The following is a 23,737-nucleotide window of genomic DNA, read 5'->3' on the forward strand; positions in this document are numbered from 1 at the left end:
CATGTCCCAAACGCCTGTGAAATCGTCTGTGGGTGGGGGCGGGCACGGGGGCACCGCCCCTACAAAAGCCTGATTTTGGTGAGAATGAAACCGCCCTGCCCTTGCTAAGGGGGGGAGCAAGAGTTTATTTCTATTGGTAAAGGGATAAGTCAAGCCTTCTTCCTTCTTCCTTCTTCCTTCTTCCTTCTTCCTTCGGGTATAATGAAATGCTGCACGCAAAAAACGGTAATCTGGAGGGAAGTATGTCTCGGAAATGTCAGCTAACGGGAAAGAAGGCTAATAACGGTTTTGCAGTTTCTCACTCGCACCACCGCACTCACAAATTGCAAGACGCCAATTTGCAGTGGAAGCGGGTTTGGTGGCCGCAGGAGAAGCGCTGGGTAAGATTGCACCTTTCTACAAAGGCGATTAAAACCTTGCAACACAAGGGTTTGGAAATCATGGCGAAGGAAGCTGGAATTAACCTGTACAAGCTTTAAAAAACTTGGCTAGTGTAAAAGTAAGGGCGATCGCACATTTGAGAGTGCGATCGCCCTTACTTTTAGAGAAAAACCTTTACTAAAGCAACTTTCTGCCTTGCAGTAAATAAGTAGTCATCTCGCCTTTGCCTTTAACTTCGATCGCGCCGCGGTTTTCAAAGAAATACTTTTCTCGCAATTCCTGATAAGTTGTTTCTGTTACCTGAATACTCCCTGGCTTGCCGTGAGATTCCATGCGGGAAGCAGTGTTAACGGTGTCTCCCCACAAATCGTAAATAAATTTTTTAATACCGATGACTCCGGCAACAACCGGGCCAGTGTTGATGCCGATTCTGATGCTAAAATCTTGCTTGTGGGTATCGCTGAAGTCAGTAATTGCCTGCAGCATATCGATCGCCATTTCTGCGATCGCTTCTGCGTGATCCGGGCGAGGAATTGGCAGCCCTCCTACTACCATGTAAGCGTCGCCAATCGTCTTAATTTTTTCCAAACCGTGCCTTTCTGCTAGGTTGTCGAAGGTCGAAAAGATGTCATTCAGCAAGGCTACTAATTGCGTTGGAGAAACTCGCGAGCTCAATTGAGTAAAGCCTACTATGTCCGCAAACAAGACAGTAACGTCAGCAAAAGTATCTGCGATCGTACTGTCTCCTCGTTTCAAACGACTTGCTATTTCTTCAGGCAAAATATTCAACAACAAGCGTTCTGATTGTTCCTGTTGAACTTGCAGTGCACTTAAAGTATCATTCAGAGCATTAGTTCGTTCTTCCACTCTAAATTCTAACTCTTCATTCAGCTTGTAAAGTGCCATTTCAGCCCGCCTGCGGTCTGTGATATCCGTACCGATTGCCAGCATTCCCGCGAACTTTCCTGCCGCGTCAAACAGCGGTTTATTTGCCCAGGATACCCAAACGCGATCGCCGCTGCGCCGGATGCTTTCATTTTCATTTCGCGTGTATTGTTCTGGGTTTTGCAAAATATCTCTCACCTTTGCGGCCAAGTCATTTCCTGTTGTATCTGTCTGGGGAATAATTGTTCCCACGGCGTTTTTGCCAATTATTTCTTTTTCATCGTAACCAAAAAAGTTTTGTGCAAATTCGTTAAAAAAAGTAATATTTCCTTCCGTATCTACTTTTAAAATAATGCTGTTAGCATTTTCCACTAATTCCCGATACTTAATTTCGCTTTGGCGCAGCGAATCCTCTGCTGATGCGCGTTCGGCTACAGTGGCGGCCAACAGCAGCGATGTAACTACAATTACGCTCATAAAAGCCTGCAAAAATAAGATTGCCTGATTTATATTTTCCGCTTTGGCAAGAAAAGGGCCGCCTCCCTGAGAACCGCCCCAAATGGCGATACTGGATACAATGAAAGATGCTAAAACACCCCCGCCCTGACCGAATTGAATGGTTGCCCAAATTACTAAGGGAAATGGCAAGTATTCGAGGGGATAACCGGAGAGATTACTTTCACTTTTGGAGTTGTAGACTAGCCAACTGACTGTTACTAATAACAGCAGGCATATTCCGGCACCGATGCGATTGAGAATTGTTTGAGAAGCTGTATTTGGTGAAGGGCTGGGCGCTGGTTTGTGGTTGTATATAATCAACAGCAGGGGAGTAAAAATTAACACTCCTAATGTATCTCCGAGATACCAATTCCATCTAACGGGCCAATATTCGCTCCAGTCAACTAAACCAGTTACACAGAAGCGTAGCGTGCCGAGAGTGCAGTTGATTTGAGTGGCAACTACAGCACCGCTGACAACTAAATTGACTACATCTATCAGCCGATTTAGTGAGGGGCGAAACTTGAGTTTTTGCAACAAAGTAAATGCACACAAAGCTTGTAAACAAGCACAAAAAGCACTAATTGTTGCACTTATTATGGAGATATGGAGATTAATAGTCTCGTAAAAAAATACGCCTAAAGCTATTCCCGGCCACACCTGCCGCCCGAACAATAAAAGTGCAGCTTGTGCAATTCCTGCGGGTGGCCAGACGCACGTACCTAATTTATTTACGCCGGGGATTGAAACTGCTATTTTTGCTCCCAAAGCGTAAGCAAAAGCAATGGCAGCTATTTTTGCTAAGTATTGCCAAGTTCTAGATTGAGGAAATCGCAGGAACTGATTTTTTTGGGGAATCATACTGAGTGTTATATTTTTAACTAACTATAGCAACCGCCAGCGAATATTAGGATGTTCTTAATTGCTGAAACATGAGTTATTATATTGCTTCTTCCTTCTTTTTATGCTGAGCGAAGCCGAAAAGCCTTTTTTCTTACTGCTATAACTTGATGCCTGTAAGAAAATAAGTGTTCATCTCGCCTTTGCCTTTAACTTCGATCGCGCCGCGACTTTCAAATACATACTTGTCCTGCAATATATCATAAATTGCAGACGTGACTTGAATGCACCCCGGCAAGCCGTGGGATTCCATGCGGGAAGCGGTGTTAACGGTGTCTCCCCATAAATCGTAAATAAATTTTTTAATTCCAATAACTCCGGCGACAACCGGGCCGGTGTTGATGCCGATTCTGATGCTGAAATCTTGATTGTGGGTATTGCTGAAGTCAATAATTGCCTGCTGCATATCAAGGGCCATTTGTGCGATCGCCTCTGCATGATCGCTGCGGGGCATGGGCAGCCCTCCTACTACCATGTAAGCGTCGCCAATAGTCTTAATTTTCTCCAATCCGTGCTTTTCTGCTAGGCGATCGAAGGTGGAAAAAATATCGTTTAGCAAGGAAACTAATTCCGGTGGAGAAATTTGGGAACTAATTTGGGTAAAACCGACTATATCTGCAAACAATACTGTTACTTCGGAAAAAGTATCGGCGATGATGCTTTGGTCTTGTTTTAATCTGTCGGCGATCGCTTGCGGTAAAACGTTGAGCAGGAGACGGTCAGATTTTTCTTGTTCTAAGCGCAAAGCTGCCTCAGCTTGTTTGCGAGTTGTGATATCTTGAACAGTACCTTCGTAATAAAGCAAATTTCCATGTCCGTCGCAGACAGTATAAGCATTCTCCGCAATCCAAATTATACTGCCATCTTGGCGGTAAACCTGAGATTCAAAATCTGATACTTTGCCGTTTTTTCGCATTAAATTAATGACTTCGGCGCGGCGTTGGGGGCATACATAGAGCTGGCGGTTAATATTAGTTAAATTTGCCTTCAACTCTTCAAACGAACTATAACCGTAAATACGAATTAAAGCAGGGTTGACGCTGAGATATTCCCCATCGGGAGTAGTTTGAAAGATGCCGACGATCGCATTTTCAAAAATGCTGCGGTATTTTGCCTCAGCTTGCCGCAGCGCTTCTTCAGCGCGCTGGCGTTCTCGCGCTTCCACTGCGAAAGTTACAGAGTCTGCTAGAGAAACAGCGAAACTTTGTTCTTCAATCGTCCAATAGCGGGGCATTCCTACGTGTTCTAAACAGAGGACTCCTGCTGTTTCTCCGCCTATTTGAATCGGCGTATCTAGCATGGAAGTGATGCCGAACGGAATTAGGTAAGATTCCGCAAATTCTCTCGTTCTAAAATCGTTTTGCGCGTCAAAGGCAGCAATTGCGCGTTCTTCTCGCAGTGCTTGGAAATAGACAGGATAGTCTGCTTCTGCTAATTCCAAACCGTCTGAGTGCTGGTTGACAGCGCGATCGAACAAATCCAGGCACTCGATCTTGGATTTAGTGCGATCGTACAGCCAGACGCTCGATCGGGCAACTTCCAGAGTACGGCTAGCAGTTTCAGTTATTTCTTGAAGCGCTTTTGTTAAGTCGCCTTGATTCAGCGCTTTATTTTTGGCTAAATCAATTAATGCCGATTTCTGTTTCTGTAGCTGAAGTTCGCTTTGTTTCAGGGCATTTGTCCGCTCTTCAACTCGGATTTCCAGCTTTTCATTCAGCTTTTGCAGCGCTATTTCAGCTTTTCGGCGATCGGTGATATCTGTGCCGATGCAGAGGATTCCCAGGATTTCTCCCGCTGAACCAACCAGCGGTTTATTTGCCCAAGATACCCAAACGCGATCGCCACTGCGCCGGAGGTTTTCATTTTCATAGCTCGTAAAGCGATCGGGATTTTGTAAAATTTCATGATAAACCAACTGTAAGTTATTCCCTTCGATGTCTGTCTGCGGAAGAATTGTTCCCATTGCATTTTTACCCAGGATTTCTTCCTGAGTGTAGCCAAAGAATATTTCGGCAAATTCGTTAAAAAAAGTAATATAGCCGTCAGCATCCAATTTCATAATAATGCTGCTAGCATTTTCCACCAATTCTCGATATTTAATTTCGCTTTCTCGCAGGGAATTTTCGGCCTCAGCGCGTTCAGCTACCGTCGCTGCCAATAACAGCGAGGTAATTGTAACTACAGCCATAAAAGCTTGCAAAAATAAGATAGCCTGAGTGATATTTTCGGCTTTGGCTATGAACGGCCCCCCTCCCTGAGAACTGCCCATAATTGCGATGCTTGAGACAATGAACGAGGCTAGGACAGCGGCTCGTTGACCGAATTGGAGCGCCGACCAAATTATGAAAGGAAACGGCAAATATTCCAGGGGATAACTAGAAATAGAAGCTTCATTTTTCGACACAAAGACAAGCCAGCTCACCCCAATTAATAATAATAACCATACTGCCCGCCAAATTAAATATCTTTGCTGGTGGCCTGTTTGTCTTTTTAAACGATCGGCGGTTACTTTAGGGCGAAAAAATATTAGGATTAAGGGAGTTAAAATTAAAACTCCCATTGTGTCTCCCAACCACCAATTCCATCGAACCGACAAATATTCTGTCCAATCTACTTTGCCCGCTAAATATAGGGAAAACGCGCCAATCGTGCAACTGATTTGAGTAGAAATTAGACCGCCAAACAAGATTAAATTAACTACATCTTTCAAGCGAGCGAGAGATGGACGAAACCCCATCCAGCGCAGGGCAGTTACTGCAAAAACAGCTTGCAGAATTGCCCCGGCGTTTCCTCCCAGCCAAACCGCGAATATCTGTTCATTTGGGTTAACCAAATTTAGCAGAAATGTACCCAAAACTATGGCAGGCCAGACTTTTCTCCCCAACAATAAAAGTCCAGCTTGTGCAATTCCTGCGGGTGGCCACACCGAGGCCGCAAAGGGACTAACACCTTGAATTGAAATTGCTAGCCTCGCTCCCACGGCGTAAGCGACAGCAACGACAGTTACTTGAGCTAAGTACCGCCCAATTCGGGATTGAGGGAATCGCAGAAACTGATTTAGGTTCAGATTCATACCGAGTTTTAAGTTTTAGGGAATTTCACATCTCAAAGAAGAGGGAAGTTCGGCAACGGATTCTGTAACGGATGTAACGGATGTCAGGAAGAAGGAAGAGGGAAGAGGGAAGAGGGAAGAAGGAAGAGAGAAGAAGGAAGAGAGAAGAAGGAAGAAGGAAGAGAGAAGAAGGAAGAGGGAAGAGCATCTCATATTTGTAAAAACACTGGGAGCATCTCATATTTGCAAAAACACTTCTTTCTTCTTCCTTCTGACTCTTTTCTCCTGGCTCCTGACTCCTGACTCCTAATTCCAATTTCGAGCTTTGCTGCTTTCATTGAGATGCTCCCAAAACACTTCTTGTGGCTCCTTCTTTTTTCCTCTTTCCTCCTGCATTTTGCATCCTGCCTCCTGTCTCCTGCCTCCCAACTCCAATTTCTAGCTGGGCTGAAAAAGTGTGATGCTCCCAAGAGGCTCGCAATGTAGGGTGTACACCGGGAACATTGCGAGCCTAAATGTAGGTGCACGGTGCGCGCACCTTACCAATTATAAAGGCTTAGTTGATGGCGGCTTCAATCCACTGTTTTAAAGTAGAATTTACTTCATCAATGAGAATTTCATGTGATTTGTGAGTTGCTCTTTCCACAACTTCAACTTTGCCTGCTTTCAGCGAACGACCCGGAACAATGCGATAGGGAATGCCGATTAAATCAGCATCTTTGAATTTAACTCCGGCTCGTTCGTCGCGGTCATCTAGTAGGGTTTCAATGCCAGATTGGTTGAGTTCTGCATAGAGTTTTTCGGCGACTTCTACTTGTTGGGCGTCGGAAATATTGGGGATGCTAATGATGGCGTGATACGGGGCGATCGCCACTGGCCAAATTATCCCGTCTTTGTCGTAGGATTGTTCTACGGCCGATTGAGCTAGCCGCGACACGCCGACGCCGTAGCAGCCCATCACAAAGGGCATTTCTTCGCCTTGTTCGCTGGTGTAGGTGGCACCCATTGCTTGAGAGTATTTGGTTCCTAATTGGAAGATGTGGCCGACTTCGATGCCTCTGGCGCTTTGCAAGGTTTGTTCGGGGTTGTGCACTGCCCGATCGCCCTTTTTGGCTGTTCTGACGCCTACAACCGTTGCTGGTAGCGGAAATTCTTTATCCCAATTAGCCCCGACAACGTGGTATCCTGATTCGTTTGAACCAGTGACAAAGTTTGTCAGGTCAACTGCGGTGCGATCGACCAAACGCAAAAACTTAGAGTTTACCTCCTTGCTCCCAGCGATATAATCATCAGCAAGATCCGGAGCCATATAACCCAGAGGTAAAGATTTAGCCGCCCATTTCCGCTGAGCTTCCGCATCGGGAACAGTCAAAAATAAAACAGTTTTAGCTTGATAATTGCCCGCTAACTTCGTCAACTCATTCAGCAACTTTACCTGATTCACATCTTGGTCGCCGCGAATGCTTACCAAGACCAAGACTGTGATCCCATTGTCGTAAACAGCTTGATAAAGCACATTTTTGACAACTTGCGTCGGAGAACATTTCAAAAATTTGCAAAGTTTATCAATTGTTTCAGTTCCCGGCGTTTCCCGCTTTTCAAACGTTGCAAAGGGCGACGGTTCGGCATCAGCAGGCATCGATACAGCCTTTTCCACATTAGCTGCATACTGACCATCTTCAGTATAAAGAACTTCATCTTCTCCCGCTTCAGCCAACACCATAAACTCTTGAGAACCAGAGCCGCCAATTGCTCCAGAATCAGCATCTACTGCTCGGAATTGCAAGCCCGATCGGCGCAGCATATTGCTATAAGCTTGAGCCATATCCTGATAAGTTTTTTTCAAACTTTCTTCGTTTGTATGGAAAGAATAGCCATCTTTCATAATGAATTCGCGACCGCGCATCAACCCAAAACGCGGGCGAATTTCATCGCGAAACTTAGTTTGGATTTGATAAAGATGTAAAGGCAATTGCCGATAGGAACGAATCATATCTTTAGCAATTGTAGTAATTACTTCTTCGTGAGTTGGGCCCAGTCCCAATTCTCGCTGCTGCCTATCTGTCATGGCAAACATAATACCTTCAGCTTGAGTGTAGGTGTCCCAGCGGCCGGATTCCCGCCACAAATCGGCCGGTTGCAATTGCGGGAGGAGACATTCTTGAGCGCCGGTAGCGTCCATTTCTTCGCGCACAATTTGAGATACTTTTTTGAGAACTCGCCACATTAAAGGTAGATAAGCGTAAATTCCGCTACCGATGCGCCGGATGTATCCGGCACGGAGTAATAGTTTGTGGCTGGGAATTTCTGCTTCTGCCGGGTCTTCGCGCAGGGTAACAAAAAGCATTTGAGATAGTCGCATGGCTGATTTCCTTAAAATACCGGATGAGTGTAATTTTAGATCAACTTCTGATATTATCAGAACTAAGCCCGATTTGATTAAATATATGAATAAAATTTGGCAAAACTACGAAAAAGGTATGGCAGTCTTTGATAATTGTCACTCTCCTACTGTGCAATCTCAGTGGCTTGCCTTAAAAGATGAAATAGGAGAATTTGTTCAAGAACCTAATTTAAGCGAAATTTGGGATATTGTTCATGCTGCTGGTCGATTGCTTTACAAACTAATCGGAATTCCATTATATTTACTGGCCTATCCTACTGTTCGCAAACACAGTCAACGTTTCGAGGAGTACGGCTGTATTCGCAGCATTCGCAACTGTGAGGGTAAATGCTGCGGCAAAAATTCGTAGGGTACGCTGCGGCGCACCTGATATCATGTTTGTTGAATGACGCGCAATTACATTCTAATGACCTGATTCAAAAAACAATGCAACTTTAGGCAAGCGCCAAACCCATATCCAGTAACTAATTCCCACTCTAAAATCTAAAATCGCATGACCAGATTTATTCACGACCAATTTGCTAAACAGTATTTGAAAGAACTATTAACCCCTCTCGGTAATGTAGAAACCAGCCGGGATGTTGCTGGAGAAGTAAGGCAGGTTGACGTTTTATTTTCCCCGAAAGCAGAACCGGAAGTCGAAGCAACCGCCCTCGGCATTTTGGGTCAAATTGCAGCAAAACCCGCTGTATTTGAACCCTTCCGCAGCCCCGTCCAAATCGGAGAAATTCGCAGTTGTCTGGGCAAACTCTTCGATATCCACGGCGAATTTGAACGCGCGGCAGTTAGAGAAAATACCCGGATTGCAGAGGCAGAATTGCCCCAACTTTGGATACTGTCGCCGACTGTTTCCGACACGATATTAGCTGGATTTCGAGCGATTCCCGAACCGGAAAATTGGGTAAGTGGAGTTTATTTTATGGGTGCGTCTTTGAAAGCAGCGATTATTGCCATTCACCAACTCCCCCGGACTCCAGAAACCCTGTGGCTGAGAGTTTTAGGGAAGGGAAACGTGCAGAAGCAAGCTATTGCCGAATTGAGAGAGTTACCCTCAGATAATGTCTTTCGGTTGAATGCGTTAGAATTGTTGTACAACTTGCGAACGATATTAGAAGTACGTCAAGACATAGATCGAGAAGATCGGGAGTTAATTATGGAACTGTCACCCCTCTACTTGCAACGGTTGGAAGATGCAACTCAGCGCGGTATCCAGCAAGGTATCCAGCAAGGTATCCAGCAAGGTATCCAGCAAGGTATGCAGCAAGCTATGCAGCGCGCTCAACGCCTGATGGTTGAGAGTCTCCTACAACTAAAATTTGGCGAGATTGATGAAGAATTAGCCCAAATAATCGAGCCTTTGATTCAGCTAGAACCCCTCGATCGCACGCGACTAATTAGGCAGCTCGATCGCTCTGAATTGCTAGCTCATTTTGAACAAAAAAATCAACCGGAATCCTGAGTCAGCAGCGCACTCTACAATCGGTAGGGTGCGCTCAATATCACTTTACTATTTATTATCGACAAAATCTGGAGTTAATTATGGAACTATCACCCCTCTATTTACAACGGCTTGAAGAAGCAACTCAGCGAGGTATCGAGCAAGGTATTCAGCTAGGTATCGAGCAATGTATTCAGCAAGGTATCGAGCAAGGTATTCAGCAAAGCAAACGCGAGCTTGTTGAGAGTATGTTACAAGTGTATTTGGGCGAAATTGATGAAGAATTAGCCCAAATTATTGACCCTTTGATTCAACTAGAACCCATCGAGATCGCGCGACTGATTATGCAGCTCGATCGCCCGGAATTACTCGCTCGTTTTGAGCCTAAAAATCCAACGGAATCCTAACTCGGTAGCGCACTATACGATATGTAGAGTGCATCACATCGCACTTTACTACTATTGATAATTGGTGGGGATTGCCCCCGCCTCAAACTTGCCAGTATTATGCGAACTCTGCTGCTACCAATCCCTTAAAAAGTAATTTCTGACTTTAGACGGATTTATTTTTTAGCTTCCAGAGCCATAATAAGCAGTAAGGATGAGATTACTATAGAACTGAGTTACCACTCATCCCAATGTCACTAATAAGGGCTTCCGTAAGATAAAGCCGAACCCAAACAAAACCTCATCTAAAGATTACAAACACCCCGATAAAAAAGTAGGGGGCAATTTTCGCTATGCCGAGTTAGGCATAAAAATTCAGGAGGTAAATTATGTTTCAAAGCGAGTTATTAATGTCGCTGTACACTCCAAAACTCGATAGGGGCCAAATGCCAGTACAAATGCCAGTACAAATGCCAGTACAAATGCCAGTACAAACGCCAGTAGAAATAGATGTGCCATTTGACCACCCCGATATCGGAGGGCTGATGTTTTTAAGCCCTCAGTTTTTCGTAGCATTAATCGCCGGAGTCATTATGGCTTTCGGCTTCCAATTCCTGTTAACAAATTTCTCGATCGCCGCCAAGATATCAAATTGGGACGAGGCTTTACCCGACGATGACGATGATGATGATGAGTCCGAAAGTATAGGCAAGAAAGTTCGTAAAATCGAAGGTTTAGTCGGGGGTTGGATTTTAGTCACCGTTAACCTGGCTTTATTTTTGGCTTGTTTTTTGGCAGTCAAACTAACTTCAATTGCCAGCGTAGACGGAGCGGCAATTATTGGTGTGGTCATCTGGGCTGCGTACTTTTTAACGCTGGTGTGGCTGGGTTCTAGCGCCGTCGGTTCTATGATCGGTTCCTTGATAAAAACTGCTTTTTCTGGCATTCAAGGCGTCATGGGTACTGCTGGTGCTGCGATCGGCGGCAAGATGGCCAGCGACCAAATGGTCAATACTGTAGAGGCATCGGTGGCCGCTGTCCGCCGTGAATTGAGTTCGGCGGTAGACCCCGATAGCATTCGCGAAACACTGCAAGATTATGTGGGTTCTTTGCAGTTACCGAAATTAGATGTTAAGGAAATTCGCGGTCAATTTGAAAAGTTGCTGGGCGATGCAGATATCAAATCTCTTGCGGGAAGCGACGTTCTGAAGAATGTTAACCGCCAGACTTTTGTGGATTTAGTTAAGAGTCGCACAGACTTTTCTCAAGAGGAAATAACTCAAGTTGCTGACCAACTCGAAGGCGTTTGGAAGCAAAGTTTCGGCAAGCAGCAAGAGCAGAAAGACCCGAATTTAGAGTTGGTTGATTTTCTCAAGTTTGCGGCTCCCGATTTGCTGAAGTCTGACGAACTAAATGCCAAGCTGTCTCAAATTCTGGAAAGTAGGGAAAACAAATCGGAATCCAGCAGCCCCATGAAGCGAGCGATGCAGTTGGGAGTGGGCTCTCTTGTGAACACTGTTTTGTCGCGGACGGATTTGTCGGATTTGGATGTTGAAAAAATCACTGGTCAGTTGCAGCAACTGACAGCCAAAGGGACGGAACAAGCTAAATCTTTGGCTTCTAAGGTGGGCGACAAAGTGCCTGCGCTGCCTTTCAATACAGCTAAGGCTGATGTGGAAAACTACTTGATGAATGCCCAACCTTGGCATCTCAACCGGGAGACAATCAAGCAGGAATTTAGGGATGTGATTTACGACCCGGAAGCTTCTCCGGGGGCAGTTTTGCGCCAGTTAGAGCTGTTTAATCCAGATTATTTTGTAGGTATTCTGGGTCGCCGTGAGGGGTTTGCTCCTGAACAGGTGACGGAAATTGCCGAACAGCTTGAAGGTGTCCGACAAGAAGTGTTGGAAATTGTGCAAGCTGCTGCTGGTGAAGAACAGTCTCAAGATTTGCGGAGTCGGATTGAGAATTATTTGCGATCGACCGGCAAGGAAGAATTGAATCCTGAAGGTATCGAGCGGGATTTCCAAGCGCTTTTGGAAGACCGGGATGCTGGTTTTGAGGCTTTGCGCGATCGCCTGTCGCAGTTTAACCGCGATACTTTGGTGCAGTTGCTGGGTCAGCGGGAAGATTTCAGTCCAGAGGAAGCCGATCAGTTAATCGGGCGGCTCGAAAGTTCGCGCGATCGCGTGATTTCTAAAGCTCAAGAATTGCAAGAGCAAGCGCAATCGAAAGCCCAAGAATTGCGGCAAAAGGTAGAAGACTATCTCCGCAATACTAATAAGGAAGAACTCAATCCTGAAGCGATCGAGCGCGAGTTTCAAACGCTGTTAAACGACCCGGAAGCGGGATTTAAAGCGCTGAGAGAACGCTTGTCTCAATTCGACCGCGATACGCTGGTGCAGTTGCTGTCACAGCGCCAAGACCTCAGCGAAGAACAGATAAATCAGACGATCGACCGGATCGAATCTGTGCGCGACAACATTATCCACGCGCCGCAAATAGTTGCAGATAGAGCTAAGCAACAGTACGAGGAAGTTACTGCAAAAATTGGCGATTACCTGCGGAATACAAACCTGGAAGAACTCGATCCAGAAGCCATCAATCGGGATTTGACTAAATTGTTTGAAAATCCGAAAGAGGGTGCTTTGGCACTTCGGGACAGACTTTCTCAGGTCGATCGCGAAACTTTAGTCAAGTTGCTGTCGCAGCGGGAAGATTTGAGCGAAGAACAGATCAATCGGACGATCGATCGCGTGCAAGATTCGATTCGCAGCATCGTGAAATCGCCCCGCCGCTTGGCATCTCGCGCTCAAAAAACAGTCCGGGATTTCCAAGGAAGTTTGGAAAATTACTTGCGGAATACGGACAAGGAAGAACTCAATCCTGAAAGCATCAAACGCGATTTGCAGTTGCTGTTTAGCGAGCCGGGAATGGGGATGCAAAGTTTGGGCGATCGCGTGAAGCACTTCGATCGATCGACTCTGGTAGCATTGCTGTCGCAGCGGGAAGATATCTCGGAAGAGGAAGCCAACAAAATTGCCGACCAAATTGAATCTGTTCGCAACCAAATTGTCGAACAAGTTCAAATGGTTCAGGACAAGTTTCAGTCAGCAATGGATGGTATTTTCGGGAAAATCCGGGATTACCTCAATTCGCTCGATCGACCAGAGCTCAACTACGAAGGCATCAAGCGGGACTTACGCAAAGTGTTTGATGACCCGCAGGCAGGATTTGACGCGATTAAAGAGCGTTTAGGTGAGTTCGATCGCGGTACTTTAGTTGCCCTGCTGAGTTCTCGTTCCGATATTTCCGAGACTGACGCTCACCGAATTGTTGACCAAATGGAAGGAGCCAGGGACAGCGTTTTATTGCGTTCGGAACGCCTGCAACATGAAGCCAAAAAACGCATCAAACAGCTCAAGAAAAAGACCAAGCAGCAAGCAGAAGATGCACGCGAAGCGGCAGCAGCCGCAGCTTGGTGGCTGTTCGGTACGGCTCTGACTTCTGTGGTTGTTTCCGCTTTGGCTGGAGCAATAGCAGTCAACGGGATTTCGGGTTTGTTTAGCTAGATTTTCAACGAGTTTGAAATAAAGTTCTCCTGATTCTAGGCTGGCGTTTTGCCAGCCTATTTTCTTTGGAATAATATCAGAGTCCTTCAGGATTCTATAGTTGGCGGAAATACTCTCGATAAATCGAGCGCCAAGTCGTGAAAATAAGGCAGATTAACAGACTCGTTGGGCAGAAAAATCAGCGTCCTGCGATAACCAAATTGGCCAGGGGCATTCTGATACGGATCGCTGTAACATTCCAAGCAAGTTTGTAATAAATTAAATATCCAATAGTTCGAGATTCCGGCTTCAGCATAAAGGGGGAGCTTAACCTGTTTGTCGTAACTCAAAGAAGAATCTGCAATCTCAATCAGCAACAGTATATCCCCTGGACAGGGGTGAGAGGATAGATAGTCGTCAGGGCGATTTTGTACGAGCGAAAAATCAGGTTCAGGTTCGCTGTTTGTCGGTAAAACGATGGGAGATTGACACTGTAAAGTTGCCCGCTCTGCTACTATGGCGCTTAATTCCCGCAATAATCTTCTCAGACAGGTTTCGTGAGCGGTACCTTTAGCTGCCATTTTCACAAGTTCTCCATTAATTAACTCAACTCGATCGTCCTCACTAAAGAACCCCAGTTCTGTCAGGCGGTGATATTCCGCTAGGGTGAAGCGTTTTGCAGTTGCGATCGACATAACAGCCACCTCAATACAGGTCTGTTGCGATTATAGGCGATCGTCGATCGGCTAAACAATGCTAATCATGAACTCGGCTAACAACAATCGTGTCAAATTTGCCTCATCCTTTGGTTGCAAATTTTCCCAATTTTGGTGAATTTACTCCCCGAACTTATGTCCGGGATCATCTCTGTCTTAAGCAAGATTCTAGCCTCACTATTTATTAGGTACTTTAACTTAAGTAGCAAACAAAAGTTTTCTCAAACATAAGAAAACTGAGCAATACATATTATTTTGGAGGCTTGAATGACATTTACTACTGCCGGTGCTTACGACCAAGGAAAAGCAGATATTCAGAGCTTGAGTGTAGACGACCAATTAGGTGTGCTGTGGTTTGTTTACACCGAAATGGGCAAGTCAATAACGCCAGCGGCTCCCGGTGCTTCCGGTTCCGAAATCGCTCAGGGTTTGTTCGAGCAAGTCAAACCGCTGCCCCACGAAGCACAACTACAAGTAATGCGCGACATTGCCTCAAAAGCCAATACTGAAATCAGCCGGATGTACGGTTCGATGAGCCCAGAAACCAAGCTGGCTTTTTGGTATTTCCTAGCAGTAGGAATGGACGAAGGAACTATTATTCCTGTGCCTCCAGACTATCAACTTCCTGACGCAGGAAAAGCTTTATTAGGAAAAGTTCAGGGGATGGACTTTCAGCAGCAAATTGATTTCCTTCGCGGTACAGTTTTAGAAATGGGTGCTGAAGCCGCTCCAGGGGCTGGCATTTAAAAATAGGACTTACGAAAAAAAACCCCGTTTATCCGAGAATATTGGGTGCGGCAACGACGCATTTAGGAAGAAACCCAGTTTTTAGCCGTTTGATGCGTAAGTCCTCAAAAAGATTAGTAAGTAGCTCAAACTAATACGCCACGCCAGAAACCCGGCTTCTTCAAGAAACCGGGTTTCTGGCTGTTGTGTTTTTTTAGGTTTACGGCGAAGATCCGCACTTTACAGCTAATAACTGAATTCAACGGCTCTGTTTCCCACAACTTCCGGCGCAGCGACTTTTAAACGCATATCTTCGCAGGCAACTGTTAGCAATGGCTGACCTAAGTTTAAACTGGCAAAAGGACTTTCTTCTGCCACTTCTAATTCGCCTTTAATCAAACCGATGCGAGACTCTAATCCTCCTTTAAACAACAGCAAATTGCTGCGGTCAGCGCTGAAAACATTTCCACTAAAAGGCAGCGGTAAGGCTAAGCTTTGCTGGCTGTAATTGAGGCTGCACAGTTGACGGTTTTCTTGGCGAACTGTGACGCGGTAGCCTAGCGGTGCTGCCTTTACCGAATCGCTGCCTTCCCAACTAAATTGAGCTAATTCTTTAGGAAGCCCCCAAATTTCGCGCCCGCCGGCTACGGAGTTAGGATTGTCTACGTAGATGTGGGAAATCCAAGCGCCCCATTTTCCTGCATAATTGGCGATCGCGCTAACTACAATTAACTCATTGTACTCCATAACCGAACCCAACCCGTAGGAGGATATATAAATGCCACCTAGGGTTTTTCCGGGCAATACAGAGACAATTTCTAACTCAGAGGGAACCAAGAGGCGCACTCGTGCCACATCTACCAATTGTAAAGTCTGAACAGCATAACCTTGCAGACTCCAAGGTGCAGGTGGATATACCATTTTAAGTGATTTAATGTCTGATATTTTATATTTATTTTAGCTTGGCGCTTCAAAAAGCAACAAGGCTTTACATTTCTTCGCAGCTTGTTAGTAAATTTACTTACTTTCAAACCAATAATAGTTTTACGCTCGGCAAATAGTTGACATCGGCTCAGCATTTACCTATGCTCTAAAGGTGGATACTTAAAAGGAAACCTAAACCTGTATGCTGACATCTTACAAGCCAGATATTTTTGATTGTTTAGATCATTTTTTCACTGCGAAAGACCTGTTAGAGCAAGCCAAAGACAACATGACAGAACTGGGCGCGATCGTCCGCCGTCACGGTTTACAAAAGCAGGTTGGTATCTGTTTGCTGCACAAACACTTCGACCTTTCCGATAACGAAAGATTGGTCGAAGAATTTGAAGGCAACAATGCTTATATCAAACCCACCACAGAATATACCGATGCGATTCCCTATATGTGGAAGGTTGAACACAATCAAACATCGGGCGAATCGGTTTGGTTTCCCTTAGAATTTGTCCGCGTTACAGAGGCTGTCTCCGCAGCAATCGAACGATCGGAAGCAGTTGTCAACAACTCGGAATTTCTCAATGAAATTGCCTCTAAGTTGTCAGAATTGGGCATGACCAATATGTTCGGCATCAGCATTTTGCACCGAGATGCAATTCAAGTTGCTGAGGGTGAAATTTTGGTAGAAAGCACAGACGACGAAGCCCGCGTTTTGACTTTTTCTTCAGTTCCCAGGCAGGATGTTGACCCGACAACTTTAACGCAAACCCTCTGGCAATTTCCTCATGCTGAAGGGTGTGAAGTAGGGGCTTTGTGCCGTCACTGTACTCACTGCACTAATCACTGCTCTCACTGTTCTCACTGTTCTCACTGCGGTCATTGCGGTCATTGCTAACAAGTTAAGCTAAGAAAGCATTTGTCAATCAGCAATTATGCTCAACATTTACTCGGATTTTGGGCATAAAACTGAGATTTTGGCGATCGAGGAATCATGCCTCCCATGATATTTATACCTACTCCCTCTCAAATCGTAAATTTTCCACTCCTAAAAAAGCAGTTTTTTTTGAGTAATATTACTGATTGACAAATGCAATTAAGTCTTAACTTGTCACCAATGCACTGCGGTCATTAAATAAGACTACAAAAGAGCAATAATTTTGTAGTAAAAACTTGAATTGTTCCCAGTTCGTAGTAAGGACTAAAGTCCTTAATTTTGACCAAATTAAGGACTTTAGTCCTTACTACAAACCTGTTTTTCAAATATAGTAAAAAATGTCTTATCTGCGCCGGAGTATCGTAATTTATAGATGTCAAAATTTGGAGTTAGAAACTCCAGAATCAGACTGGCAAATTCCCCGAGTGTGGCTGAGTTCGGGGACTCAGCTAGCTGTTGACAGCGTACCCCATCGCATTCCGTATTGCGAAGGGGCTTTTATGCCACAAGAACCTTGGAGGGAACCAACACCAGCAGAGTCTGCACTGCTTTGGGTTCATGAACCGCCGCCGCCATATTCGGGTATAGGAATTGTGCGTTTACCGCCGGATGTTTTAACCTTGTTTGCTGCTGCCGGTATAGCTTCGCTAACAACTCGGCTACAGGTCGCTGAGTTTAAATCGCAGGAAAAATGCCAGCAAGCACTCGATAAATTAATTGAATATTTTAAGCCTTTTTGTATGTCGGACGCGTCGCCAATTATTAACGGTATGGGAGGCAGGCAGCCGGGATTGAGTACGGCAACAATTGATAATAAACGGGGTTGCCGCAACGGTTTGCATACTGATAATTGGGACTGGTTGCCGCTGGCGAAAAAGCAGGACGCTACTAATCGGATTTGCTTGAATTTAGGGCGGGACAGCCGTTATTTTTTGTTTGTGAATTTGACTGAGATGGACATTTTTGAGATGTTGGGCTGTCGCGAGTCAGATGTTAGCAAACCTTGGAGGAGGCAGTTAACTCATGAGTTTATGAGACGCTATCCTAATTATCCGGTGGTGAAGCTAAGAATTGCACCGGGTGAGGCTTATATTGCACCGACAGAAAATATGATTCACGATGCTTCTACTGCCGAAATGAAGCACTTGGATGTTAAGGTGATGATGCGCGGTTATTACAGGATTCCAGCATGAGTTTTGCCCTTAGCGAAGCCTTCGGAGAGGATCGCACTTTTACAGATACTTTTAGAGATAGTTTGAAGGATGAGGGAAAATTGCAAGAGTCGATCGCCCTTTACGAACAGTCGATCGCCCAAAATCCCAATTCGCCCTCCGCTTACCACAATTTAGGCAAAGCGCTGCAACAAAACGGACAAATTGCAGAAGCTGTCGCCTGTCACCAAAAAGCCATTCTCCTACAACCAAACTTTACTGCTGCTTACTTCCCCTTGCTGTACGCGCCGCTGCCTCAATATTCTCCTCTGATTGACAGCCTGGTTGCTCTTTACCGCGAAGTTATCGAGATTTTGCCAAATTTTCCATTAGCCTACATTAACTTGGCTGTAGCGCTGAGCAAGCAGGGAAAAATTCAAGAGTCGATCGCGCTTTTTCAAACCGCAGTCCGCTTGCAAACAGTCGCATCTCGCCCGGAATTGGCACAAGTAGAATGGAATTATGAAAAATTGCGATCGGCCGATTTCATTATCATCGGTTCTCCCCGTTGCGGCACAACTTCTCTCTACAAATATATCACTTCCCACCCTCAGATTTTACCGGCAGCCAATAAAGAAATCTGTTTTTTTTCAGAACATTTTAACAAGGGATTAGCTTGGTACCAAGCGCATTTTCCGCCGCCAATTGATTCGCATCCTTTTTTAGTAGGAGAAGCAACTCCGACTTATCTGACTCACCCGCTGGCTGCAGAAAGATTGCACGGTTGTTTACCAAAAGTTAAGCTGATTGTGATTTTTAGAAATCCAGTTGATCGGGCTTTTTCGCACTATCAAATGCTGGTGAGGCGCGGTACTGAACGCAGGAGTTTTGAAAAGGCGATCGATTCCGAGTTGCAATTGCTTGCTGGTGCAACCGAAACCAGTTTAGAAGATAGGGCTCAGTGGAAAGATTGTCATTATATTTATAAGAGTCTTTATGCTTGCAGTCTCAAACAGTGGATGAAACTTTTCCACCGGGAACAGTTTTTGATTTTGCAAAGTGAAGAATTTTATGCCAATCCGGCTGCGACACTCAAACAAGTTTTTGAGTTTTTAGATTTGCCAGATTTTCCACTGGGGAATTATCAAAAGTACAACGGTGGTGATTATCAGCCTGCGGATGATGCTGTCAGCCAGCGATTGCGCGAGTATTTTCAGCCGCACAATCGGAAATTAGATGAATATTTGAATTCTGTAGGGGCGGGTTTCACCCACCATACGTGGCTGTAACTAAAGATTTAAATAAACCCGCCCCCACAAAGCGGTAAATCATCATGTACATTTTTTCGATTAGTATCGAAAGAAAAATTGACGTGGGTTATCTGTTGTGTGGGGGCGGGTTTAGTAATATTGTTAGTGAGAATTAAATATTATTCGTAAAACCCGCCCCTACATACACTATCCGTATTAATGCGCGTTAATCGGCTTAAATCTGCGGTTAAAAACCTCCCAATCTACTTACTAGCATAACCCGTGCTCACCAAAAACTCGCGCAACTTCCCAAAGAATTGAGTGCGATCGCGTCCTTGATAAACTTTCTCCAACAACTGCCAACCTTCCGCCTCCTGGCCCATGACATACTTGTTCGCCATGAAAGCCGCCAACACCCCCTTCACCTCCCCATCTTCACTCAGACGCTTGTTAGATTCCAGCCAAAGCTCAGCAGAATTCGTGTATACTTCCACCGGATACTGTTTGCTAACATCTTGCATTTTACCTTGGCGGTACTGCCAAACTTGCAGCGGGAAGCGAGAATCAGCATAATTGGTAAAAGCCTCGGAAAATCTGCCGTCCTGACTCTTAAACTCAGGGATATCATTTTTGCCAAAATCGACAATTTCGTAACTCACATTGCCCCAGAAATGCTTGATATGAGTGTATTTGTTAGCTGCCGAGTCGTAGCGGTAAATAAACGAATAATTGCAGCAGCGGACGCCGCTTTTGGTTGACACTAAATCTGCCAGGACTTCCGGTTCCTTGTCGCCGTCCAAATCACGGATTCGCAGCGATAAAAAACGTCCTTCTGATATTTCTTCGCTGGCTCTTTGGTCGGGGTTATCTACTAGAGAACGAGTCGGAATCAGCACTGGTTCTTCTAATAATTTTTTACCGTCGCGGATGATTTTGATGCGGAGATTTTTAGCATTTTCTGCTTCTTTTACGAAAGAAACTTCTGCGCGAAGTTTCCCCGATTCCGAGGTTTCTGTTGTTCTCGGCGGGCCGATATTCGCCGGAACTTGGGCGATATATTCCGCAGGAACTAAGGCCGTTTGACCGGGTTTGGCGATCGCCTGACAGAAAAAAGTGGCGACTTCGGCGCGAGTAGCATTCCGAGTAGGTTCTAGCTGTTTTACAGCCGGATAATTGACCACAAGTTGTTTTTCTGTGGCGGCGGCGATCGCACTTCTGGCCAGTTCGGGAATTTGCGGCGCATCCTCAAAAGTCGCATCCAAAATCTCAGCCGCCGGCCCCGTCGTAGGTGTATATTTCAAGCCGCTGCTTAAAGCTACCAAAGCCTGCCAGCGGGTAATATTCAAAGTGGGGTTAAAGATACTGCCACTGTATCCAGACATAAAACCCGTCTGATAAGCTTCTCGAATTGCTTTAAAACCCCAGTAATTTGTAGGAATATCTGCAAAGTCGATCGGAGCGCGGACGGTTTTGGCATCGGGAAAAGCCATGCGAACCATCGCCGCAAACTCAGCGCGGCTGACTGGGCGATTCGGGCGAAAAGTGCCGTCTTCGTAGTAGCCGCTGATAATTTTTTTCTGTGCTAACTCCTCAATGCAACCTTGCGCCCAATGGTCTTTAACATCCTGAAATTTAGCTTGAGCAAATGCCGGCGGTACATTCATGCCCGGAAACATTGAATTCCCGATGATTATCCCCAGGGCTACCAGTAAACCGATGATAGCTTGCCATCTGTGCGATCGAATCATACAGCATCCTCCTTTATTACCAAATCTGGAAGAGAAAATTACGCAAATTTTACACGTTATCAGGTATTTTAACCCTATCTAGCGCTCATTTAGAATCTAAAGTCATCTCCATCGACATTTGTGTTTTAAATGTTAGTTCTTCCGGATTACCAGGATTTTTTAGAACAATTTCCGTATGAGAATTAAAAGACATGATAAAGCGAACAGGCTGTAATTGATCTAGTCGGATTATAAATTCTCCTCCACCTTGACCAACAAAAGATTTTAGGGTTAAAGTAGCTCCGGCCGGCAGTTGGGGCCTGGTCAAATTTTGGGGGTTTGCTTGCTGCTCTATACTGCTATTTAGAGTAACAACTCCATCTTGCAATCCAGTTAATTCATAGGTAACAATGTTATTCACATTTATGCCATTGAAATTAGAGGCAGAAAAAACGCGCCATTTGGCTCCTTTGCCGACAGCTTCTGCGGGCAGTGGCAAGGAAAGTTGCTCTTTAGATATTTGTTGAAACTGTTGTTTTAATTGGCTGTCAACTCCTTCAGGGTAAATAAATTTACCTCCTTTATCAAAACTACGATTGTCCATGATGAAAGAACCTTTCACTCCGACCATTTTTTTGAGTTGCGAACGCAGGGCATCAATTGCGGTGGCTGGGAAATTTGCAGTATCGCCTGCGATATCTGCGTTAGCGAAAAAAAACTCGTAGTGAATATCCCCGTTGGCATCAATCTTAGTGACTTTTGTCTCGAAGGTCATCACTGCTCCTGGCAATTTAAGCGCAGGCGAAGACTGTGCGTTCACGGATGTTCCTCGCTCGATTTTTAGGGTGATAACTCTCGCTTGTTTGACATTAATAGCGGGTTCCAAACGCAGTTGCTGTCGCGGCTCTGCTCCAGGATTTAGCAATTCTATTTTAGGGTGAGTTGATCTGCGATCTGGCTCCGCTGCGAGGCTGGCTGGCTGCTGCGCGACAATTCGACTTTCCGCTTTGGTAACAATAGGAGAAAGCTCGATCGCCCATCCGGCACTTACCAAACAAAGAGATGCAATAAACTGTCTTTTTTTCATTAACTTAATTTCCTGGTATTTGAATGTTAGCCTGTTCCCACAGTCGATCGACTGTCACGAATTTGTAACCTTTGTACAAAAGCAAGGGAATTATTTTATCAGCCGAAGCTGCCACATCTTCGCCACCGCAATAGCCGTCGTGCAGTACAATAATTGAGCCGTTTTCTGTTTGCTGCACGATGCGACTAATAACTTTCCTCACCCCCGGCCGCACCCAATCTTCCGGGACAACACTCCACATTACAGGGCGATATTCCCACTGTTGCAATAACTCTAATGTTCGCGGCGTAAAAATGCCGTTGGGCGGCCGCACGTCCAGGATTAATTTGGGATCTAAATCGCAAGCTTTGGCAATTGCTTTCTGCGTGTCTTCTAAACTTTGTTTGAGTTCGTGGGTTTTGAGTTTGGGAAACGATATATGCTGGTAGCCGTGGAGACCGATCCAGTGTCCGCGATCGTACACTTCTTTAGCCGTTTCTGGATGCCTGTCCACGCAAAATCCCAGCCAGAAAAAACTAGCTTTGATGTCGTATTTATCTAAAATTTTTAACAATTGAGGTGTGTGCTGACGGTGCGGCCCGTCGTCAAATGTGAGGGCAATTTCTCGGCTGTTGATATCTCCAGTCCACAGACATCTGGGAAAAGCCGATTTGAGGATGGGATGAACGACAGGAAACAGGGGTGCTAATGGCATTGATTAATGTTGTTTAGTGCGATCGGGTAGAAATTGTGCAACTGCGCCATCAAGAGCGCTGTTAAAAATTGAGGAAGATAAAATTTGTTTTTTGTCTAGCTTGGCGTTTAAATATTATTGTATTTATGGGACACAAATAGAGTTAACTTATGTGACACTTATCGAACTGGAACCTGTATCTGTGTAGCGTTTTTTTAGACATTAACAACCAGCGAACAAAAAAATATGTTGGGCAGATGCCGGAGCGATCGCTCGTTTTACACTCCTGCGTTAAAATCAATTCTATGAGAATTTGAGTTACAATACAATAAAGTTAATTTAATAGAGATAAATATGACAACTGCCGTTGATATAGGAACGCTAATTGTCCGCACGCCCGGAACTTGCGGCGGCCACCCGCGAATTGCAGGAACTAGAATGTCCGTTCGGAGCATAGCAATTGACTACAAAGCAGGAATGAGTCCTGAAAAAATTGCTGAAGAATTCCCGCATTTGACCTTAGCACAAATTTATGCCGGATTGGCTTATTATCACGCTAATAAAGATGAAGTTGAGGCGGAGATAGCAGCGTACTACGAAGAGTGCAAGTATTGGGAATCTGAATACATGGCAGGTAAGTTATCGTGAGTCAAATTCGTCTGTATATTGATGAAGATTCGGGCAACCTTTCGTTGGTAGAATCTTTGCGTAATTCTGCTGTAGAGGTGATGACTACCTCAGACGCGAACAAACTTAGCTCTTCAGATGAGGAGCAGCTAATCTGGGCAACTGAGCAAGGGCGCGTCATTTACAGTTCTAACATGGGAGATTTCTGCCGTTTGCACAGAACTTTTGCTGAACAAAAAAGAACTCATTCAGGAATTATTGTTGTACCTAGACAAAGTTACTCAGTAGGCGATCAGTGGCGGGGAATCTTGAATTTAATTGCGGCTAATTCCGCAGAGGAAATGATAAATCAACTAGAATATTTGGGGGCTTATATCAGAGCTGAATAACTGTCTGTAAGAGATGAGCGATCGCC

The 23,737-nt window shown here is 45.1% G+C and carries 20 protein-coding genes; 11 read left to right on the forward strand and 9 right to left on the reverse strand.

Annotated elements, in window-relative coordinates; genetic code table 11:
- A partial coding sequence (locus QUA00_RS28500; protein WP_333411940.1) for a hypothetical protein occupies positions 1–219 on the reverse strand: 219 nt, incomplete at its 3' end.
- Between the two features lie 23 nt (positions 220–242).
- Here QUA00_RS28500 and rpmB point away from each other — a divergent pair.
- Positions 243–479 carry a 50S ribosomal protein L28 gene (gene rpmB / locus QUA00_RS28505; RefSeq protein ID WP_006634309.1) on the forward strand — a complete coding sequence of 79 codons (237 nt, stop codon included), beginning with the start codon at positions 243–245 and terminating at the stop codon, positions 477–479.
- A gap of 79 nt (positions 480–558) precedes the next feature.
- Here the strand turns inward: rpmB and QUA00_RS28510 are convergent, their stop codons facing one another.
- From QUA00_RS28510 to proS, 3 genes are all read right to left on the reverse strand, one after another.
- Positions 559–2,625, reverse strand: a complete 2,067-nt coding sequence (locus QUA00_RS28510; RefSeq protein ID WP_333411941.1) for an adenylate/guanylate cyclase domain-containing protein — start codon at positions 2,623–2,625, stop codon at positions 559–561.
- 139 nt (positions 2,626–2,764) lie between these two features.
- Positions 2,765–5,737, reverse strand: a complete 2,973-nt coding sequence (locus QUA00_RS28515) for an adenylate/guanylate cyclase domain-containing protein (protein ID WP_333411942.1) — start codon at positions 5,735–5,737, stop codon at positions 2,765–2,767.
- A gap of 535 nt (positions 5,738–6,272) precedes the next feature.
- Positions 6,273–8,078, reverse strand: coding sequence for a proline--tRNA ligase (proS, locus tag QUA00_RS28520; protein ID WP_333411943.1), 1,806 nt, complete (start codon positions 8,076–8,078; stop codon positions 6,273–6,275).
- 85 nt (positions 8,079–8,163) lie between these two features.
- Between proS and QUA00_RS28525 the strand changes: the two genes are divergently transcribed.
- The 4 genes from QUA00_RS28525 (at position 8,164) to QUA00_RS28540 (ending at position 13,516) form a co-directional block, all read left to right on the forward strand.
- The gene (locus QUA00_RS28525; RefSeq protein WP_333142010.1) at positions 8,164–8,469 is read left to right on the forward strand and encodes a hypothetical protein; all 306 of its coding nucleotides are present in this window, start codon (positions 8,164–8,166) and stop codon (positions 8,467–8,469) included.
- 144 nt (positions 8,470–8,613) lie between these two features.
- Positions 8,614–9,579 carry a hypothetical protein gene (locus QUA00_RS28530; protein WP_333411944.1) on the forward strand — a complete coding sequence of 322 codons (966 nt, stop codon included), beginning with the start codon at positions 8,614–8,616 and terminating at the stop codon, positions 9,577–9,579.
- Between the two features lie 80 nt (positions 9,580–9,659).
- The gene (locus QUA00_RS28535) at positions 9,660–9,965 is read left to right on the forward strand and encodes a hypothetical protein (protein WP_445305767.1); all 306 of its coding nucleotides are present in this window, start codon (positions 9,660–9,662) and stop codon (positions 9,963–9,965) included.
- A 368-nt stretch (positions 9,966–10,333) separates the two neighbouring features.
- Complete coding sequence (locus QUA00_RS28540; RefSeq protein ID WP_333411945.1) at positions 10,334–13,516, forward strand: MFS transporter; 3,183 nt, start codon at positions 10,334–10,336, stop codon at positions 13,514–13,516.
- An 86-nt stretch (positions 13,517–13,602) separates the two neighbouring features.
- On the opposite strand, the gene QUA00_RS28545 is transcribed toward QUA00_RS28540, so the two are convergent.
- Complete coding sequence (locus QUA00_RS28545; RefSeq protein ID WP_333308981.1) at positions 13,603–14,190, reverse strand: Uma2 family endonuclease; 588 nt, start codon at positions 14,188–14,190, stop codon at positions 13,603–13,605.
- A gap of 288 nt (positions 14,191–14,478) precedes the next feature.
- On the opposite strand from QUA00_RS28545, the gene QUA00_RS28550 reads away from it, so the two are divergent.
- Positions 14,479–14,958, forward strand: a complete 480-nt coding sequence (locus tag QUA00_RS28550; RefSeq protein ID WP_333279998.1) for an orange carotenoid protein N-terminal domain-containing protein — start codon at positions 14,479–14,481, stop codon at positions 14,956–14,958.
- Between the two features lie 225 nt (positions 14,959–15,183).
- Here the strand turns inward: QUA00_RS28550 and QUA00_RS28555 are convergent, their stop codons facing one another.
- Entirely contained in the window at positions 15,184–15,858 is a 675-nt protein-coding gene (locus QUA00_RS28555) for an acetoacetate decarboxylase family protein (protein ID WP_333411946.1), read from the reverse strand.
- A 205-nt stretch (positions 15,859–16,063) separates the two neighbouring features.
- On the opposite strand from QUA00_RS28555, the gene QUA00_RS28560 reads away from it, so the two are divergent.
- From QUA00_RS28560 to QUA00_RS28570, 3 genes are all read left to right on the forward strand, one after another.
- Complete coding sequence (locus tag QUA00_RS28560) at positions 16,064–16,768, forward strand: glycerol-3-phosphate ABC transporter substrate-binding protein (RefSeq protein ID WP_333142017.1); 705 nt, start codon at positions 16,064–16,066, stop codon at positions 16,766–16,768.
- Positions 16,769–17,145: 377 nt separating this feature from the next.
- Positions 17,146–18,000: a hypothetical protein gene (locus tag QUA00_RS28565; protein WP_333411947.1), complete on the forward strand. Its 855-nt coding sequence runs from the start codon at positions 17,146–17,148 to the stop codon at positions 17,998–18,000.
- Positions 17,997–19,247: a tetratricopeptide repeat protein gene (locus QUA00_RS28570; protein WP_333411948.1), complete on the forward strand. Its 1,251-nt coding sequence runs from the start codon at positions 17,997–17,999 to the stop codon at positions 19,245–19,247. Before QUA00_RS28565 ends, QUA00_RS28570 begins: the two co-directional genes overlap by 4 nt.
- Before the next feature lie 224 nt (positions 19,248–19,471).
- On the opposite strand, the gene QUA00_RS28575 is transcribed toward QUA00_RS28570, so the two are convergent.
- The 3 genes from QUA00_RS28575 to QUA00_RS28585 form a co-directional block, all read right to left on the reverse strand.
- Positions 19,472–20,956: an S-layer homology domain-containing protein gene (locus QUA00_RS28575; RefSeq protein WP_333411949.1), complete on the reverse strand. Its 1,485-nt coding sequence runs from the start codon at positions 20,954–20,956 to the stop codon at positions 19,472–19,474.
- Between the two features lie 85 nt (positions 20,957–21,041).
- Complete coding sequence (locus tag QUA00_RS28580) at positions 21,042–22,022, reverse strand: hypothetical protein (RefSeq protein WP_333411950.1); 981 nt, start codon at positions 22,020–22,022, stop codon at positions 21,042–21,044.
- A 4-nt stretch (positions 22,023–22,026) separates the two neighbouring features.
- Entirely contained in the window at positions 22,027–22,716 is a 690-nt protein-coding gene (locus QUA00_RS28585; RefSeq protein ID WP_333280004.1) for a polysaccharide deacetylase family protein, read from the reverse strand.
- A 333-nt stretch (positions 22,717–23,049) separates the two neighbouring features.
- On the opposite strand from QUA00_RS28585, the gene QUA00_RS28590 reads away from it, so the two are divergent.
- Together QUA00_RS28590 and QUA00_RS28595 are read left to right on the forward strand one after the other, a co-directional pair.
- Positions 23,050–23,343, forward strand: coding sequence for a DUF433 domain-containing protein (locus tag QUA00_RS28590; protein ID WP_333411951.1), 294 nt, complete (start codon positions 23,050–23,052; stop codon positions 23,341–23,343).
- Positions 23,340–23,711, forward strand: coding sequence for a DUF5615 family PIN-like protein (locus tag QUA00_RS28595; protein ID WP_333411952.1), 372 nt, complete (start codon positions 23,340–23,342; stop codon positions 23,709–23,711). The genes QUA00_RS28590 and QUA00_RS28595 overlap by 4 nt, the downstream gene beginning before the upstream one ends.
- Positions 23,712–23,737 lie beyond the last annotated feature (26 nt).

The organism is Microcoleus sp. T2B6, from assembly GCF_036700475.1.
Lineage (GTDB): Bacteria > Cyanobacteriota > Cyanobacteriia > Cyanobacteriales > Microcoleaceae > Microcoleus.